The 15,864-nt window shown below is 44.8% G+C and carries 18 protein-coding genes; 14 read left to right on the forward strand and 4 right to left on the reverse strand.

Going from position 1 to position 15,864, the window contains the following annotated elements; translation table 11 throughout:
- Positions 1 to 62 precede the first annotated feature (62 nt).
- Genes K1I44_RS07970 through crcB form a run of 4 tightly spaced genes read left to right on the forward strand, consistent with a single transcriptional unit; the run spans position 63 to position 4,392 of the window.
- Positions 63 to 1,574 carry a Ppx/GppA family phosphatase gene (locus tag K1I44_RS07970; protein ID WP_219985831.1) on the forward strand — a complete coding sequence of 504 codons (1,512 nt, stop codon included), beginning with the start codon at positions 63 to 65 and terminating at the stop codon, positions 1,572 to 1,574.
- A 2-nt stretch (positions 1,575 to 1,576) separates the two neighbouring features.
- Entirely contained in the window at positions 1,577 to 3,664 is a 2,088-nt protein-coding gene (locus tag K1I44_RS07975; RefSeq protein WP_219985832.1) for an RNA degradosome polyphosphate kinase, read from the forward strand.
- 12 nt (positions 3,665 to 3,676) lie between these two features.
- Positions 3,677 to 4,063: a fluoride efflux transporter FluC gene (locus tag K1I44_RS07980; protein WP_003396642.1), complete on the forward strand. Its 387-nt coding sequence runs from the start codon at positions 3,677 to 3,679 to the stop codon at positions 4,061 to 4,063.
- A complete protein-coding gene (gene crcB / locus K1I44_RS07985) occupies positions 4,060 to 4,392 on the forward strand; it encodes a fluoride efflux transporter CrcB (RefSeq protein WP_219985833.1) in 333 nt (110 codons plus the stop codon). The genes K1I44_RS07980 and crcB overlap by 4 nt, the downstream gene beginning before the upstream one ends.
- On the opposite strand, the gene K1I44_RS07990 is transcribed toward crcB, so the two are convergent.
- A complete protein-coding gene (locus K1I44_RS07990; protein ID WP_219985834.1) occupies positions 4,387 to 5,235 on the reverse strand; it encodes a metallophosphoesterase in 849 nt (282 codons plus the stop codon). The two genes, crcB and K1I44_RS07990, sit on opposite strands and share 6 nt — an antisense overlap.
- A gap of 148 nt (positions 5,236 to 5,383) precedes the next feature.
- Here K1I44_RS07990 and fadH point away from each other — a divergent pair, with 148 nt between their 5' ends.
- From fadH to K1I44_RS08035, 9 genes are all read left to right on the forward strand, one after another.
- Positions 5,384 to 6,139 carry a 2,4-dienoyl-CoA reductase gene (gene fadH / locus K1I44_RS07995; RefSeq protein WP_003396636.1) on the forward strand — a complete coding sequence of 252 codons (756 nt, stop codon included), beginning with the start codon at positions 5,384 to 5,386 and terminating at the stop codon, positions 6,137 to 6,139.
- Between the two features lie 77 nt (positions 6,140 to 6,216).
- A complete protein-coding gene (locus K1I44_RS08000) occupies positions 6,217 to 7,431 on the forward strand; it encodes an EAL domain-containing protein (protein WP_003396633.1) in 1,215 nt (404 codons plus the stop codon).
- A gap of 42 nt (positions 7,432 to 7,473) precedes the next feature.
- The gene (locus K1I44_RS08005; protein ID WP_035044926.1) at positions 7,474 to 7,707 is read left to right on the forward strand and encodes a hypothetical protein; all 234 of its coding nucleotides are present in this window, start codon (positions 7,474 to 7,476) and stop codon (positions 7,705 to 7,707) included.
- 99 nt (positions 7,708 to 7,806) lie between these two features.
- On the forward strand, positions 7,807 to 8,046 hold the full coding sequence (locus tag K1I44_RS08010; RefSeq protein WP_003396622.1) for a YkuJ family protein: 240 nt from the start codon (positions 7,807 to 7,809) through the stop codon (positions 8,044 to 8,046).
- A gap of 68 nt (positions 8,047 to 8,114) precedes the next feature.
- The gene (gene cbpB, locus K1I44_RS08015; protein WP_080629205.1) at positions 8,115 to 8,573 is read left to right on the forward strand and encodes a cyclic-di-AMP-binding protein CbpB; all 459 of its coding nucleotides are present in this window, start codon (positions 8,115 to 8,117) and stop codon (positions 8,571 to 8,573) included.
- A gap of 66 nt (positions 8,574 to 8,639) precedes the next feature.
- Positions 8,640 to 9,347: a 2,3,4,5-tetrahydropyridine-2,6-dicarboxylate N-acetyltransferase gene (dapD, locus tag K1I44_RS08020; RefSeq protein WP_035044925.1), complete on the forward strand. Its 708-nt coding sequence runs from the start codon at positions 8,640 to 8,642 to the stop codon at positions 9,345 to 9,347.
- 41 nt (positions 9,348 to 9,388) lie between these two features.
- Positions 9,389 to 10,534, forward strand: coding sequence for an N-acetyldiaminopimelate deacetylase (locus K1I44_RS08025; protein ID WP_219985835.1), 1,146 nt, complete (start codon positions 9,389 to 9,391; stop codon positions 10,532 to 10,534).
- Entirely contained in the window at positions 10,531 to 10,992 is a 462-nt protein-coding gene (locus K1I44_RS08030; protein WP_219985836.1) for a TlpA family protein disulfide reductase, read from the forward strand. The genes K1I44_RS08025 and K1I44_RS08030 overlap by 4 nt, the downstream gene beginning before the upstream one ends.
- Positions 10,989 to 11,654 (forward strand): potassium channel family protein, encoded by a 666-nt coding sequence (locus tag K1I44_RS08035; protein ID WP_003396609.1) that lies wholly within the window; start codon positions 10,989 to 10,991, stop codon positions 11,652 to 11,654. Before K1I44_RS08030 ends, K1I44_RS08035 begins: the two co-directional genes overlap by 4 nt.
- A gap of 334 nt (positions 11,655 to 11,988) precedes the next feature.
- Here K1I44_RS08035 and rnjA read toward each other — a convergent pair whose 3' ends face one another.
- A complete protein-coding gene (rnjA, locus tag K1I44_RS08040) occupies positions 11,989 to 13,656 on the reverse strand; it encodes a ribonuclease J1 (protein ID WP_003396607.1) in 1,668 nt (555 codons plus the stop codon).
- The gene (locus K1I44_RS08045; protein WP_003396605.1) at positions 13,653 to 13,868 is read right to left on the reverse strand and encodes a DNA-dependent RNA polymerase subunit epsilon; all 216 of its coding nucleotides are present in this window, start codon (positions 13,866 to 13,868) and stop codon (positions 13,653 to 13,655) included. Before K1I44_RS08045 ends, rnjA begins: the two co-directional genes overlap by 4 nt.
- A 402-nt stretch (positions 13,869 to 14,270) precedes the next feature.
- Here K1I44_RS08045 and K1I44_RS08050 point away from each other — a divergent pair, with 402 nt between their 5' ends.
- Positions 14,271 to 15,047 (forward strand): Cof-type HAD-IIB family hydrolase, encoded by a 777-nt coding sequence (locus K1I44_RS08050; RefSeq protein ID WP_219985837.1) that lies wholly within the window; start codon positions 14,271 to 14,273, stop codon positions 15,045 to 15,047.
- 33 nt (positions 15,048 to 15,080) lie between these two features.
- On the opposite strand, the gene def is transcribed toward K1I44_RS08050, so the two are convergent.
- Complete coding sequence (def, locus tag K1I44_RS08055) at positions 15,081 to 15,635, reverse strand: peptide deformylase (protein ID WP_003396601.1); 555 nt, start codon at positions 15,633 to 15,635, stop codon at positions 15,081 to 15,083.
- Positions 15,636 to 15,864: the final 229 nt, after the last annotated feature.

Here is a 15,864-nt window from a genome sequence, read left to right on the forward strand (position 1 = left end):
CACGATGACTTATGTTTTTGGAAAATTTTCAATTTATTTTTTTATATGAGGGAGGACGAACGTTGAAATACGGCATTATTGATATTGGCTCGAATACGATGCGTCTCGTCATTTACGAACAAAGCAAAAGCGGACGATTGCGCGAACGAGAAAACGTAAAAATCGCGGCTCGCTTGCGCAACTATTTGACAGAAGACGGATTATTTACGGATGAAGGATTGCATATTCTTTTAGAAGGATTATTGACGTTTCAAGATGTGACGCGCTTTCATCGCCTCCATGATGTCAAATGTGTGGCGACGGCAACGATTCGTCAAGCGCGCAATCGCGATGACATCGTTCGCATCGTCGCCGAACGAACGGATTTTCATATGCGTATTTTATCCGAATATGAAGAAGCATACTACGGTTTTTTAGCTGTCGTTCAATCGACGTCGTTTTATGAAGGCATTACCGTCGATGTAGGCGGAGGAAGTACGGAAGTGACGTATTTTTACAACCGCGAACTTGTTGATTATTATAGTTTTCCGTTTGGAGCGTTGTCGTTAAAGCGCGATTTCGTCTCAGGAAACGTTCCGACCGATGAAGAGCTACAAACGTTGCGCGCATATATTGATAAGCAATTTCAATCGTTGCCTTGGTTGAAGCAACGCCGATTGCCGATCATCGCCATCGGAGGAAGCGCCCGCAACGTCGTGCAAGTGCATCAAATGCTGCAAAACTATCCGATTGCAGGCATTCATCAATACGAAATGAAACGGGAACATATCGTTCAAGTGAAAAAATATTTGCGCTCGCTCACGTTCGACCAGCTACAAAAAGTGGAGGCGTTATCGAAAGACCGAGCGGATTTAATTATTCCCGCCGTTGAAGTATTTCAAACGTTATATGAAACGGTCGATGCGACGACGTTTATTTTAAGCCGAAAAGGGTTGCGCGACGGCATTTTTTACGAACAGTTTGGACCGACGGTGTTTCCCAGCGTATTAGAAGAAAGTTTTTTTGAATTAGCGCAAGATTACGAAGTGAACACGAATGATGTTCAACATGTGTTAAAGCTCGTCATTCAACTGTTTGAGCAAATGCGCGCCCTTGCTTTATTTCCGCTCGCAGGGGAAGACCTCGTCTTATTAAAGCGCGCTGCCCATGTGTTTTATTTAGGGCAATATGTCGATGAAGAGGCAAGCAGCCAGCATACGTTTTACATTTTAGCGAATCGAACGATTGACGGATTAAGCCATCGCGATCGCGTGCAACTTGCGCTCGTCGCATCGTTCAAAAATAAAACGTTGTTTAAACAATATATTCAACCTTTTGACACATGGTTTACTCGCGCAGAACAAAAAAAGCTTCGGTTTCTTGGCGCGTTGTTAAAGTTCGCTTACAGCTTAAACGATACGAAACGAAATATCGTCAACCGCGTGCAGCTTGAACTGAAAGAAGAAACGATCGTCATGCACGTGTTTTGCAATCAATCGTTTAAAGCGGAAGAATATCAAGCAGAAAAACATAAAAAGCACGTTGAAAAAATAATGAAGCGACCGATTCAATTACAGTTTTATTTGGAGGGATGACAATGGATTTAAGCCATCCGCGCTATTACAACAATCGCGAATTAAGTTGGCTCGCGTTTAACGAGCGCGTCTTGCAAGAAGCGATGGACGAACGCAACCCGCTATTAGAACGGTTTAAATTTTTAGCGATTTTTAGCTCGAATTTGGACGAGTTTTTTATGGTGCGCGTCGCTGGGTTAAAAGATCAAGTAAAAGCCGGGTTTAATAAGCCGGAAAATAAAGCGGGACTGACGCCGAAAGAACAGTTGAAGCAAATTGCGAAAAAAACGCATGAGCTTGTCAAATGGCAGTACGACATGTACAATCGGACGTTGTTGCCGATGTTGCATGAGGAAGGGGTATATTTGCTTGCCCCAAACGAATGGGACGATGAACAGCGAACATATTTACAAACGTATTTTATGAAAAATATTTTCCCTGTATTAACGCCGATGGCTGTCGATGCGTATCGCCCGTTTCCGATGTTATTAAATAAAAGTTTAAACTTAGCGATCGTGCTCGAAGATGACGAAGAAGATGATGATGAACGAAAAAAACTAGCGATCGTGCAAGTGCCGTCCGTGCTAAGTCGCTTCATTCCTTTACCTAAACAAAACGATATGCATGCGTACGCCTTGTTAGAAGATGTGATTACGACGTTTATTCATACGTTATTTAAAGGGTACACCGTTTCGTCTGTTACGCAATTTCGCATTACGCGCAATGCCGATTTAACGATTCATGAAGAAGGGGCGCGCGATTTATTAAAAGAAATTGAAAAAGAATTAAAAAAGCGAAAATGGGGCGCGGCCGTCCGGTTAGAAATGAGCAAAAAAGGGTTTGACGAATGGGTGCTTGATTATTTATTAGATGAGTTAGAAATTCACGAAAAAGATGTGTACAAAATAGACGGGCCGATTGATTTCACGTTTTTATTTTCGTTTTATCATGAAGTGGCGCGCTATAAAGAACATCTCGTTTTTCAAACGCTCATTCCGCAGCCGCCAAAAGATGTAGATGATGAGGAAGATATATTTGAAAAGGCGAAAGAACGCGATTTGTTGTTTCATCATCCGTACGAGTCGTTTCAGCCGATTATTGACTTTATTTCCGATGCGGCAGATGATCCAGACGTGTTGGCGATCAAGCAGACGTTGTATCGCGTCAGTGGCGATTCACCCATTATTGAAGCGTTAAAGCGAGCGGCGGAAAACGGCAAGCAAGTAACTGTCCTCGTTGAATTAAAAGCGCGCTTCGATGAAGAAAATAACGTTCAATGGGCGAAGGAACTTGAAAAAGCAGGGTGCCACGTCATTTATGGGATGACGCATTTAAAAACACATAGTAAAATTACGTTGATCGTTCGGCAAAAACAAGGGAAAATTGAGCGGTTCGTTCATTTAGGGACGGGCAATTATAACGATGCAACCGCCAAAATTTACACCGATTTCGGTTTCATTACGTCCAATGAACAATTTAGTGAAGATGCGACAAACTTTTTTAATTATTTAAGCGGCTACATGGAGAAGCCGGAGTTTCATCATCTTGTTGTTGCCCCGTTTGATTTGCGGCAACGGTTTTTACAGCTCATCGACGAAGAAATTCGTTACCATAAGCAATACGGTGACGGTCGCATCATCGCTAAAATGAACTCGCTAACGGACAAACAGCTCATCATGAAACTGTACGAAGCATCGCAAGCGGGGGTACAAATCGATTTAATTGTGCGCGGCATTTGTTGTTTGCGCCCACAAATGAAAGGTGTGAGCGAAAACATTCGCGTCCGCAGCATCGTCGGCCGCTTTTTAGAACATAGCCGCGTCTATTACTTTCACCATCATGGGCAAGAGCGCGTCTTTTTATCTTCAGCCGATTGGATGACGCGCAATATGGATCGCCGCATTGAAATTTTATTTCCAATTTTCCGCCAACAATTAAAACAGCGGCTCATTGACGTATTGCACATCTTGCTTTCCGACAACGTGAAAGCGCGCGAACAAAATGAACGTGGGGAATACGATTATGTCAAGCGAAAAGAAGGAGAAGAAGAAATAGATAGCCAAATGATATTGTTTCAAATGGCGTACGATGTCGCAGACGATGAAGAATAGGGAGATGATCGTATGAAAGAAAGTGGGGCAGTAGCACTCGGAGGGGCGTTAGGAGCGCTATGCCGCTATGGAGTCGCCCTCGCGTTTCCGTTTTTTACGTTTCCGTGGGGAACGTTGCTTGTGAACTACATCGGTTCTTTTTTTCTCGGAGCGCTTACCGCTTACGTCGGAAAAAGGAAAGTGGCTGAATGGCTGCGTCTTGCGATCGGAACGGGATTTTGTGGCGGATTGACGACGATGTCAACGTTTAGTAAAGAGACGCTCATTTTATGGAACGGGCACGTTGCGCTCGCGGCATCGTATGTGATCGCTTCCCTTTGCGGTGGATTGTTTCTTTGTTATGCAGGCATATACGTCGGTGAGCGAATGGTTAGGAAAGATGTAGGTGAAGTATCATGATGATGGTTGCACTTGGTGGAGCGTTTGGCGCGTGGTGCCGTTACCAGCTCGGCATATGGCTTCTTCGCTGGACGAAGCAGTCGCCGGTGCCGCTTTCCATTTTGTTCATCAACTGGCTCGGCTCATTCGGTCTTGGCATGGTGCTTGCCCATGACGTGCAGGCGATCGGGATGACAGTTGGCTTTTTTGGCGCGTTCACGACGTTTTCGACATTTAGCGTTGAAGCTTTACAGCTGTTATTGGGCAAACAATATAAAGAAGCGCTTTTGTACATGAGCGCTTCAATGATTGGGAGCATATGCTTGTTTCAAGCCGGGTTCATGTTATGACCCGGCTTTTAACGTAAACAACGTAAGTTCGGGTGGTGTTAAAAAGCGAAACGGCATGCGCGTCGTTCCGAGACCGCGATTGACGTACAAGGTGAGCGGCCCGACGTCGTAAAATCCTTCAATATATTGTTTAGCTAATGGAGGGGTAACGATCGGGCCGATCCACGGCAGCTGAATTTGTCCGCCATGGCTATGCCCGGACAGTTGCAGATGAAACGGATAGGCGCTCGCTTGCGTCGCGAGGTCAGGCTCGTGAATGAGCACGATCGTATACGTATTTTTCGGCATACGTTGCACCGTTTTCGAAAAATTTGGCTTACCGAGCATAAAATCGTCTAACCCGGCGATGACGATTTGTTCACTCCCTTGCTTAATCGCTACCCATTCGTTGACGAGCAACCGAAACCCGCTTTTTTCCATCATCTCTTTATATATGTCCGTACCATATCCGCCGTGATCGTGATTGCCGTAAATGCAAAACTTTCCTAAAGGGGCGTCGAGTTGTTGTAATAGCGCTGTCATTGTGTCAACATGTTCATATTTGTTCGGTTCATCAAGCAAATCGCCTGTAAAACAAATGACGTGCGGAGCGAGGTCGTTTATTTTTGTGACGATGCGTTGAAACTGCTCAACCGTATCATGATACCCTGCATGTACGTCGCTAAATTGGAGGAGGCGGCACCCATCAAACTGTTTCGGAATGAGCGGGTGAACGATATCGTATTGACGTACCGTCAACCGCCGCGGTTCAACGTATTTGGCGTACATATAACCTGTCGTTGAAAGCAACGCCCCTTTGACAAGGAAAGAAAAACATGTTTTTAAAAAATCTCGTCGTTTCATGAGATCATACCTTATACGTAGAAATGTTCTCCACTCATTATAAAAGAAAAAAGTCGGTAAAAACAGCAAAAACAATATTAAAAATTTTCTAAATATATAGTACAATAAAAAGTGAATGAATAGCCATTCATAAAAGGGGATGAGGACAATGAACGGGAAAGTCATTATTGTGACAGGTGGTTCAAGCGGCATGGGGAAATATATGGCGAAGCGTTTCGCGCATGAAGGAGCGCACGTCGTCATTACAGGAAGAAGAAAAGAAGCGCTTGAAGAAGCGGCAGCTGACATCGGTGGAAGTGTTTTACCAATCGTTATGGACGTACGCCAACCGGAATTAGTCGCAGCGATGGTGAAAGAAACGGATGAGCGTTTTGGGAAAATTGATGCGCTCATTAATAACGCAGCAGGCAATTTTATTTGCCCGGCGGAAAAGCTCTCGATTAACGGCTGGAATAGCGTCATCGACATCGTCTTAAACGGGACGTTTTATTGCAGCCGAGAAGTCGGGAACTATTGGATTGAAAAAGGACAAAAAGGATCGATCATCAACATTGTCGCTACATACGCATGGGGAGCGGGCGCAGGTGTCATTCACTCCGCATGCGCTAAAGCAGGTGTGTTAACGATGACGCGCACGTTAGCTGTGGAATGGGGGAAAAAATACGGCTTTCGTGTAAACGCGATCGCTCCCGGTCCGATTGAGCGAACAGGTGGGGCGGAAAAACTCATTTTATCGGAAGAGATGGAAAAGCGTGTGAAAGATAGCGTACCGCTCGGCCGATTTGGCACGCCTGAAGAAATTGCCGGCGTCGCTTCATTTTTACTTTCCGATGCGGCTGCGTATATAAACGGGGAGTGCATCACAGTCGACGGTGGACAGTGGTTAAATCAACATCCGTTTTAAAGCGACGTTTGCTAGCGTCGCTTTTTTTATTTTTGTTATGGTATAATGGGTGAAAAAAACGGGGGAGGCGGCGTCGTTTGGATGCGCTAGACATTTTAACACACATCGATCAAGTCGTTCCGCATTATCAACCGATTTTTAGCGCTGACGAGCAATGCATCGTTGGATACGAAGTGCTCGGTAGATTTCAGCATGGCGATGAAGTCGTCAGCCTCGGTCCATTTTTTCACGACGAGACGATTCCAGAAGAATTTCGTATGGAAGTTGACAGCGTCGTGACGACGAAGGCGCTCGATCAGTTTGTGACGGAGCGACCAGCACCGCTTATTTTCATTAACCGCGATGCAAACGTGTTAATGGTTGATCGGGGAGAATCGTTTTTACAGCTTCTTCTTTCATATAAAGAAAAAGGACTACAACTGAACCAAGTCGTCCTTGAAATTACAGAGCATCGCTTTAAAGGGGACGTACAGCAGCTCGGTCACGTATTGACGTATTTGCGTACGTACGGCATACAAATCGCCGTCGACAATATCGGAAAAGAAAGCAGCAATTTAGATCGCATCCGGCTGCTTGCGCCCGATTTATTAAAAATTGATTTGCACTCGTTGCGCACATCAGCAACGACGACATCGTACGACGACGTTCTTTATTCCATTTCGCTACTCGCGCGCAAAATCGGGGCGACGCTTTTGTATGAAGATATTGAAAACGCCTTTCAGCTACAATATGCATGGCGAAATGGCGGACGGTACTATCAAGGTTATGATTTGCATGAACCATCGCCTTCGTTTCTTCCAAAAGATTTATTAAAAGAGCGATTGCGCAATCAGTTTCATACGTTTATTCAACATGAAAAAAAGAAACTGCAAACGTTGTACGACATTTCCGAACAATTTCAAACGCGCATATCCGACCTTGTCGTGAAACATAAAAAAGCATCGTCGTTTAACGAACTCATTTCAAGTTTAGCTAAACATTTAAACGATTGCAGTTTTCGCATTTACGTTTGTGACGATGACGGCTTCCAGAAGTCTGCCAACATGTTTAAAAAAGGAGACGCATGGGAGCTGCAGCCGCAATATGAAATGAAAAATTGGAGCTGGCGTCCGTATTTTTTAGAAAATATCATTCGTATGCGCTCGCGCAAACGCGGTATTTTATCGGACTTATACAGCGACATTGAAACAGGGGAGACGATCCGCACGTATTCGTATCCGCTTGATGAGCATCATTATTTATTTATCGACTTAACGTATGAATATTTATTTGAACATAATGCTCATTTGTAATAAAACGTCGCTTGCGGTGGAAAAGTAAGCATGAGGTGAACGATGATGGACACATTTTCTTGGATTCTTTTGCTTATCGCAAGCGGAGTATTAGTTTGGGGATTTGTTTATACGTATCAACTTGGCAAGCGGCAACGTACGCAAGGAGAATACGATACGAGCGTCGGGGAAAAAGTAGCTGCTCATCCATATGTACGCAATCCGGTTTTTATTGCATACATCGTTTTTGTTGTTTTATTAATTGGCTACATCGCATACGTCGCGCTTCAAACGTAAGCCCGCTCCCGTGGGCTTTCGTTTTTGTTTACTTTTTTCGCGAATCTTGGTACAGTAGTGAATAGTCGTTGAAATACGTATCGGAAAGGAAGGGACGCCATGTCGCAATTATTAGGCATTATCCAACGTTTAATTAGCTTACAAGAGCAAAAAACAGGAACGAACGAAGCACCGCAACGCAATTTTGAAGTAAACGGTGAAAAAAAATGCAGCGTTACATATTATGAAAAAACGAACACGTTCGTATTGGAAGTGTACGAAAAAGGAGAAAAACCGAAATCGTACCAGTTCGACAACATCGATATGATCGCCATCGAAATTTTTGATTTGTTGAATTAAGTCTTCACATCGGTGAAGGCTTTTTTACTATACTTCTCGCTTTTCCTTATTGAAATGAACATGTTACAATGACAGGTGGGGATTATATCGTGAAAGGCGGAATGACGATGCAACAACCTTCGCTGACCGAATTAATGATTCCGTCCGATAAAGTGGCGCACGTGCAAGTGGGGAATCATTTAGAACATGCTTTACTCGTCTTAACGCGCACAGGGTATTCAGCCATCCCAGTGTTAAATATGACGTATCAACTGCAAGGGCTCATCAGCATGACGATGATTATGGATGCGATTTTAGGTGTAGAGCGCATTGAATTTGAGCGGCTTGAAACGATGAAAGTCGAACAGGCGATGCAACGCAACATCCCGCGTTTACATGTAAACGACTCGTTTTTAAAAGCGTTAAAGTTGCTCATTGACCATCCGTTCGTTTGCGTCGAAAACGATGACGGCTATTTTGTAGGCATTGTGACGCGCCGCGAAATATTGAAGCGATTCAATCGTTCCATGTATGAAAAGCGTCAATAAATATGCTTGTCACCGTTTGTTTCATTTGCTAAAGTAAAAAAATAAAACGATAAGGAGGAACTTCATATGATGATGGATGCGAATGAAATTATTTCGTTTATTCAAAACAGCAAAAAGAAAACACCGGTAAAAGTATACATAAAAGGAGAGATCGCCGACATTGATTTCGGACCGAGCGCGAAAACGTTCATTACCGGTCGTACAGGCGTCGTGTTTGGCGAATGGGCAGACATTGAAGCGGCGCTTGAAGCGAACAAACATAAAATTGAAGATTACGTTGTAGAAAACGATCGCCGCAATTCCGCAATTCCGCTTCTTGACTTAAAACATATAAAAGCGCGCATCGAGCCGGGAGCGATCATTCGCGATCAAGTGCAAATTGGTGACAATGCGGTTATTATGATGGGCGCGGTCATTAATATCGGCGCAGTCGTCGGTGAAGGTACGATGATTGATATGAACGCGGTGCTCGGCGGACGGGCGACGGTAGGGAAAAACTGCCACGTTGGAGCAGGTGCGGTACTTGCAGGCGTCATTGAGCCGCCATCCGCAAAACCGGTCATTGTAGAAGACGATGTGATGATCGGGGCAAACGCCGTCATTTTAGAAGGGGTTACAGTCGGCAAAGGTGCGGTCGTTGCGGCTGGGGCAATCGTTACGGAAGATGTGCCGCCATATACGGTCGTTGCAGGTGTGCCTGCGCGCGTCATTAAACAAATTGACGAAAAAACGAAAGCGAAAGTAGAAATTAAACAAGAACTTCGTCAACTATAAAGCGTGGGCGTTTCCACGCTTTTTTCAAAAGGAGGAAGCGTATGGGCGACTTTATCCGTATTCGCCGCGATTTGCACCAAATTCCTGAGCTCGGCTTTCAAGAATTTAAAACACAGCAATACATATTGAACTATCTCGCTACTTTGCCGCAACAACGTTTGGATGTGAAAACGTGGCGCACCGGCATTTTCGTACGCGTACGTGGCCTTTCTCCGACGAAAACGATCGGCTATCGCGCCGATATGGACGGGCTGCCGATTGACGAACAGACGGACGTCCCGTTTCGCTCGACGCACGAAGGACGGATGCACGCATGCGGACACGATATGCATATGGCGATTGCGCTCGGCGTGCTTACTCATGTCGTTCATCATCCGATTCGCGATCATATGCTCTTTATTTTTCAACCGGCTGAAGAAGGACCGGGTGGAGCGCTTCCGATGTTGGAGAGCGAGGAGATGAAAGAATGGATGCCTGATATCGTACTCGCCTTGCATATCGCTCCAGAATATCCGGTCGGAACGATTGCGACGAAAGAAGGGCTCTTATTTGCGAATACGTCTGAACTTTTTATCGATTTTATCGGTAAAGGTGGGCACGCGGCCTTTCCGCACGAAACGAAAGATATGGTCGTCGCTGCAAGCGCCTTTATTATGCAGCTGCAGACGATCGTCGCGCGCAACGTCAATCCGCTCGATAGCGCCGTCATTACGATCGGAAAGTTGACGAGCGGCACCGTTCAAAACGTCATCGCTGAGCGCGCTCGGCTCGAAGGAACGATTCGCACCCTTTCACCGGAGGCGATGGAAAAAATAAAAGGGCGCATTGAAGCGCTCGTGCGCGGCATCGAAGTCGCTTACGATTGCGAAGCACATATCGATTACGGTTCGATGTATTATCAAGTATACAACGATGAAACGCTCACAAATGAATTTATGCAGTTCGTTGAAAAAGAAACGAACGTCCGCCTCGTCCGCTGCCAAGAAGCGATGACAGGGGAAGATTTCGGCTATATGCTCGCTCGCATTCCAGGATTTATGTTTTGGCTTGGGGTGCAATCGCCGTTCGGCTTGCATCATGCGAAACTAAACCCGAACGAAGAGGCGATTGACGTTGCTATTGAGCTATTGACGCGCTATATCGCTTGGAAAGGAAACGAATACGAAGCAAAGGAAGAAGGACGATGAAACTACGGGAACTTATGCCATCATTAGACGGAGCAACGACGACATTAAACGGAAACGTCACGCGCGAACAGCTCATCGGAAAGCCGACGCTCATTCATTTTTGGGCGGTGAGCTGCCATCTTTGTAAAGACGGAATGAAACAAGTCAACGTCTTTCGCGAGCGTTATAAAGGGGAATTGCACGTCATATCCGTCCACATGCCGAGAATAGAAAGCGACAAAAACGTAGATGCGGTAAAACAGCTTGCTGAACAATACGGCATGACCCATCCGCTTCTCGTTGACAATGACCATCGAATAAAAGAAGCGTTTGACAATCGCTGCGTGCCGACATATTACGTGTTTGATGCGGACGGCATATTTCGCCATTATCAAGCAGGGAGCGGTGGTATGCATATGTTAGAAAAACGAATCGTGCGCGTCATCGAACAATATCGAACAAGAGGGGATGTGTCGTGAAGAAAAAAGAATTTGCGGTCATCGGGCTTGGACGTTTCGGAGGGAGCGTATGCCGGACGTTAAGCGAACAAGGAATGGAAGTGCTTGCGATCGATGTGAATGAAGATAAAGTGAATGAATACGCATCCATTGCCTCACAAGCGGTTGTTGCCGATTCAACGGATGAAAATGTATTGAAAAGTTTAGGCATTCGTAATTTCGACCACGTCATCGTCGCGATTGGCGACAACATTCAAGCGAGCATTTTGACGACATTAATTTTAAAAGAGCTCGGTGTCGAAAAAATTACAGTAAAAGCAACGAACGATTATCATGAAAAAGTGTTGAAAAAAATTGGCGCCGACCATATCGTTCATCCGGAGCGCGATATGGGTGAGCGCATCGCGAACAATATGATTTCCAACAATGTGCTCGACTATTTAGAGCTGTCTGACCGACATAGCATCGTTGAAATTGTCGCGAATGAAAAACTTCATGGTCACTCCTTATTAGAGCTCGACATTCGCGCGAAATACGGCATTAACATCGTGGCGATTAAGCGGCATAACGACATTATCGTCTCGCCGCTCGCATCGGAAACGATTTACGCCGGGGATATTTTAATCGTCATCGGCGCCGATCAAGACATTGACCGCTTCGAAAGCGAAGTCGTTGGCGAATAAAAAAGAAGGTGTCCAAACGGGCACCTTCTTTTTTTCACTAAGTATAGCTATTCACAAAACTATTTGTTCTTTCAATGATCTTTTTTCTCTTCTAGATATTTTAAAGCGACAAGTTTTCGAGTCCGTCATTTATTAGTCGCCTGCGGATGAGCGACAAGTTTTCGAGTCCGCCATTTATTAGTCGCCTGCGGATGAGCGACAAGTTTTCCTTCTGTCGCTACGATTTTTAATGGTAGCGAGCATTCGATCGTGGGTAACTAAAACACCCTACATCTGTATTTTCATTATATTCAACAGAATTTATTCTGTCAATGAGCATAGTTTTGTGCTTTTCTTATATTTCCATAATAATCGGCAAAATCATCGGTTTTCGCTTCGTTTTTTCGTATAAAAACGGTGCGAGCGTATCGGTAATTTCCGTTTTAATGTCAGACCATTGATTTGTACCTTGTTCAAGCAATTGTTGTAAATGTTTAGCAATGAGCTGTTGAGCGTCGCTAATTAAATTGCCCGACTCACGCATATAAACGAATCCGCGTGAAATAATGTCTGGACCTGCGGCAATTTTCATTTCTTTCATATTAATGCTTACAACGACGATGACAAGCCCTTCCTCCGATAAAATGCGGCGGTCGCGCAATACGATGTTGCCGATATCTCCGATGCCGCTTCCATCAATATACACCGAGCCGGACGGAATTTTACCGACGATGCTTGCGCCTTCTTCGCTAATGCCGAGCACTTCGCCGTTGTCCATAATAAAGCAATTTTCCTCCGGGACACCGCAATCGACAGCGAGTTTGACGTGCATTTTTTGCATGCGATATTCGCCGTGAATCGGCATAAAATATTTCGGCTTCATTAGGCGAATCATTAATTTTTGTTCTTCTTGCCCACCGTGACCGGACGTATGAATATCGCTAAGCGGCCCGTGGATCACTTCCGCTCCTGCGCGTGCGAGCATGTTAATAATGCGGTTAACGCTTACTGTATTGCCCGGAATCGGCGAGGACGAAAAGACGACCGTATCGCCCGGCATAATTTGAATTTGACGGTGTGAGCCGTTAGCGATGCGCGACAACGCCGCCATTGGTTCACCTTGGCTTCCGGTGCAAAGAATGGTGACGCGATGGGCAGGAAGACGGTTAATTTGCGCCGCATCGACGAACGTATCTTTCGGGCATTTAATGTAGCCGAGCTGTTGGCCAATTTCAATCGCCGCTTCCATGCTCCGTCCGAATACGGCAATTTTTCGGTTGTTTAATACAGCCGCTTCCGTCACTTGTTGCAAGCGATGAATGTTTGAAGCAAACGTCGCGAAAATGATGCGCCCTTGCACTTTTCGGAAAATATCATGAATGCTTTCTCCGACGCGCCGTTCCGACATCGTAAAATGCGGAATTTCGCTATTTGTACTATCCGACAATAAACAAAGGACGCCTTCTTTCCCGATCTCTGCCATCTTTGTTAAGTTTGCTGGCTCGCCGACAGGGGTGAAGTCAAATTTAAAGTCACCTGTATGCACAATTTGACCGACTGGCGTTTTCACAACGATGCCGTAGCTATCTGGAATGCTATGCGTCGTTCGGAAAAATGTGACCGCTGTTTTCCCGAACGAAATGACGTCGTCTTCTTGAATTTCAATTAATTTCGTTTGGCGAAGCAATCCGTGCTCCTCGAGCTTATTGCGAATGAGGCCGAGCGCTAACTTTCCACCGTAAATCGGCACGTTCACTTGGCGAAGCAAATACGGAATGCCGCCAATATGGTCTTCATGTCCATGGGTAATAAATAATCCTTTAATGTTTTCTGCGTTTTTCACTAAATAGCTATAATCAGGGATGACGTAATCAATTCCGAGCAATTCGTCCTCTGGAAACTTAATGCCGGCATCAATGATGATAATTTCGTCTTCATATTGTACGCCATATGTATTTTTCCCGATTTCGCCTAGACCGCCGAGCGCAAAAACACCAACTTGTTTATCTTTTAAACATTTCATCGTTCAATCTCCAATACGTGAAAATCAGGATGTTGCTGTTCGTACGCTAAATGCGCCCCTTCAAGCGGCTGAATGTATTCAATATTGATTTGACGGTCTTGTAGTTTTCGGCGCACATCCCGTTCGCTCTCTGCTTCAATGTATAGCGTCTTCGTTTTTTCTCTTACCGGCACTTCATCGATCGTATCTTGGTAAAACACTTTAAAAATCAACGTTCATCTCTCCTTATGTGTAATGTTGTAATCATTTTATTAGCCCCGAGCGCGTTCCGCTTTTCTTATTATATATAAAAAGTGTGGAATGGGAAACAAAATTGAAAAGAAGCCCTTCAACAGAAGGGCTCGTACAACGCTTAAGCAATTGATTTTCTGCGCAACAGTTCTTTCCATTGTTTGAGCAGCTTGCGTTTCAACTTTTTCAACATGACGCATCACTCCTCACTTTTATTGTATCCGATTTTGTCCGAAAGTAAATGTTTTATCTACTATTTATTATAAGAAGATGCTCGACAAATTTTGCATGGGAAAATATGCCGTTGTTCACGCCATTCATTGACAATTTCCTTTCCTTCCGTTACGGTATGTTTGTGAACTTTTACACGAGGAGAGAGAAGCATGGAGAGAAAAATCGTCTTTTTTGATATTGATGGAACGTTGTTAGATCACGATAAACAGCTGCCGCCATCGACATATGAAGCGGTGCAATCGTTAAAAAAGCAAGGAGTATATGTAGCCATCGCAACAGGAAGGGCGCCGTTTATGTTTGAATGGCTGCGACAAGAGTTAGATATTCAATCGTTCGTCAGCTTTAACGGACAATATGTCGTTTTTGAAGGGGAAGTGATTCACAATCAACCGCTTGACCGGGAACAGCTCCGCGCATTAAAACAAATGGCGCATGCAAATGAACATCCGCTTATTTTTATGGACGCCGACACGATGCGAGCAAGTGTCGCCGATCATCCGTACATTCATGAAAGCATGGGAAGCTTAAAGTTTGCCCACCCGCCTTACGATGAAACGTATGCTGAACATCATGACATTTATCAAGCGTTGTTGTTTTGTAAGCCGGAAGAAGAACAGCCGTATGTGACGTCGTTTCCGACGTTTCACTTCGTTCGCTGGCATGCTGTTTCGACCGATGTATTGCCGTATGGTGGCTCGAAAGCAGAAGGGATTAAAAAAATGATTGACGAGCTCGGCATTCGACGCGAACACGTCTATGCGTTCGGCGACGGATTAAACGATACGGAAATGTTGCGTTTTGTCGGGACAGGAGTGGCGATGGGAAATGGGCATGAAGAAGCGAAACGAGCGGCCGACTTTGTGACAAAAGCTGTCGATGAAGATGGTATTTTATTCGGGCTACGTCACCTTGGTTTATTAAAATAAAAGGGCTCCGTCATGGAAGCCCTTTTGTTCTTTTTACCGTTCGATCGGGATAGCGCCGGGTGGCACGTTGTACGGATGTTGCTTATTAATATGATCGTAAAACATAATGCCGTTTAAATGATCGATTTCATGTTGAAACACGATCGCTGGAAGCCCTTTTAAGCGCAGCTTCACCGTTTCGCCTTCAAGCGTCGTTCCCGTAACTGTAATGCGCATATAGCGCGGCACGTAACCAGGAATCGATTCGTCCACAGACAAACAGCCTTCTCCGCTCGTTAAATAACACATTTCGACAGAATGACTAACAATTTTTGGGTTAAACAGCGCGTAGCTATACAACGTTCCTTTTTCATCGGTCACATGTACCGCGATCATTCGCTTCGACACGTTAATTTGCGGAGCAGCCAAACCGATGCCCGGACGAAGCCCATATTTTTTCGCAACGTCAGGTTGTTGGCTCATTTTCACATATTCCAATAAACTCGCTAAAATGCGGCGATCTTCTTCGGACGGGGGAAGCGGCACTTCTTCCGCGACTTTTCGTAACGTCGGATGGCCATCTCTAATAATATCTTTCATCGTAATCACGTTGTTTCACTCCCTACTCGCATTGTAGACCATTTTTATTATGAAGGATGGATTAAAAAAGTGCAATTGTGTGGGAAACATATATATCCACGTTGTAAAACAGAAATAATACAGATGCTTAAAAAATAGTATAACAGATTCATAACACAGTTAAAAATTTCTAATTTTCATTTTTATATAGAACGGTGAAAGCAAACTGATTGACGAGCGTTGTCGAACGGTGTAAACT

The sequence above is a fragment of the Anoxybacillus sp. ST4 genome, assembly GCF_019448545.1.
GTDB classification, from domain to species: domain Bacteria; phylum Bacillota; class Bacilli; order Bacillales; family Anoxybacillaceae; genus Anoxybacillus; species Anoxybacillus pushchinoensis.

What these genes read in the sequence shown, in the direction of transcription:
- K1I44_RS07980 (WP_003396642.1), top strand. Translation starts at nt 3,677, where the DNA reads ATGAAAGAAAGTGGGGCAGTAGCACTCGGAGGGGCGTTAGGAGCGCTA.
- K1I44_RS07990 (WP_219985834.1), bottom strand. Translation starts at nt 5,235, where the DNA reads ATGAAACGACGAGATTTTTTAAAAACATGTTTTTCTTTCCTTGTCAAA.
- cbpB (WP_080629205.1), top strand. Translation starts at nt 8,115, where the DNA reads ATGACAGGTGGGGATTATATCGTGAAAGGCGGAATGACGATGCAACAA.
- K1I44_RS08025 (WP_219985835.1), top strand. Translation starts at nt 9,389, where the DNA reads ATGGGCGACTTTATCCGTATTCGCCGCGATTTGCACCAAATTCCTGAG.
- crcB (WP_219985833.1), top strand. Translation starts at nt 4,060, where the DNA reads ATGATGATGGTTGCACTTGGTGGAGCGTTTGGCGCGTGGTGCCGTTAC.
- K1I44_RS08005 (WP_035044926.1), top strand. Translation starts at nt 7,474, where the DNA reads ATGATGGACACATTTTCTTGGATTCTTTTGCTTATCGCAAGCGGAGTA.
- dapD (WP_035044925.1), top strand. Translation starts at nt 8,640, where the DNA reads ATGATGATGGATGCGAATGAAATTATTTCGTTTATTCAAAACAGCAAA.
- rnjA (WP_003396607.1), bottom strand. Translation starts at nt 13,656, where the DNA reads ATGAAATGTTTAAAAGATAAACAAGTTGGTGTTTTTGCGCTCGGCGGT.
- K1I44_RS07975 (WP_219985832.1), top strand. Translation starts at nt 1,577, where the DNA reads ATGGATTTAAGCCATCCGCGCTATTACAACAATCGCGAATTAAGTTGG.
- K1I44_RS08030 (WP_219985836.1), top strand. Translation starts at nt 10,531, where the DNA reads ATGAAACTACGGGAACTTATGCCATCATTAGACGGAGCAACGACGACA.
- K1I44_RS08010 (WP_003396622.1), top strand. Translation starts at nt 7,807, where the DNA reads ATGTCGCAATTATTAGGCATTATCCAACGTTTAATTAGCTTACAAGAG.
- K1I44_RS08050 (WP_219985837.1), top strand. Translation starts at nt 14,271, where the DNA reads ATGGAGAGAAAAATCGTCTTTTTTGATATTGATGGAACGTTGTTAGAT.
- fadH (WP_003396636.1), top strand. Translation starts at nt 5,384, where the DNA reads ATGAACGGGAAAGTCATTATTGTGACAGGTGGTTCAAGCGGCATGGGG.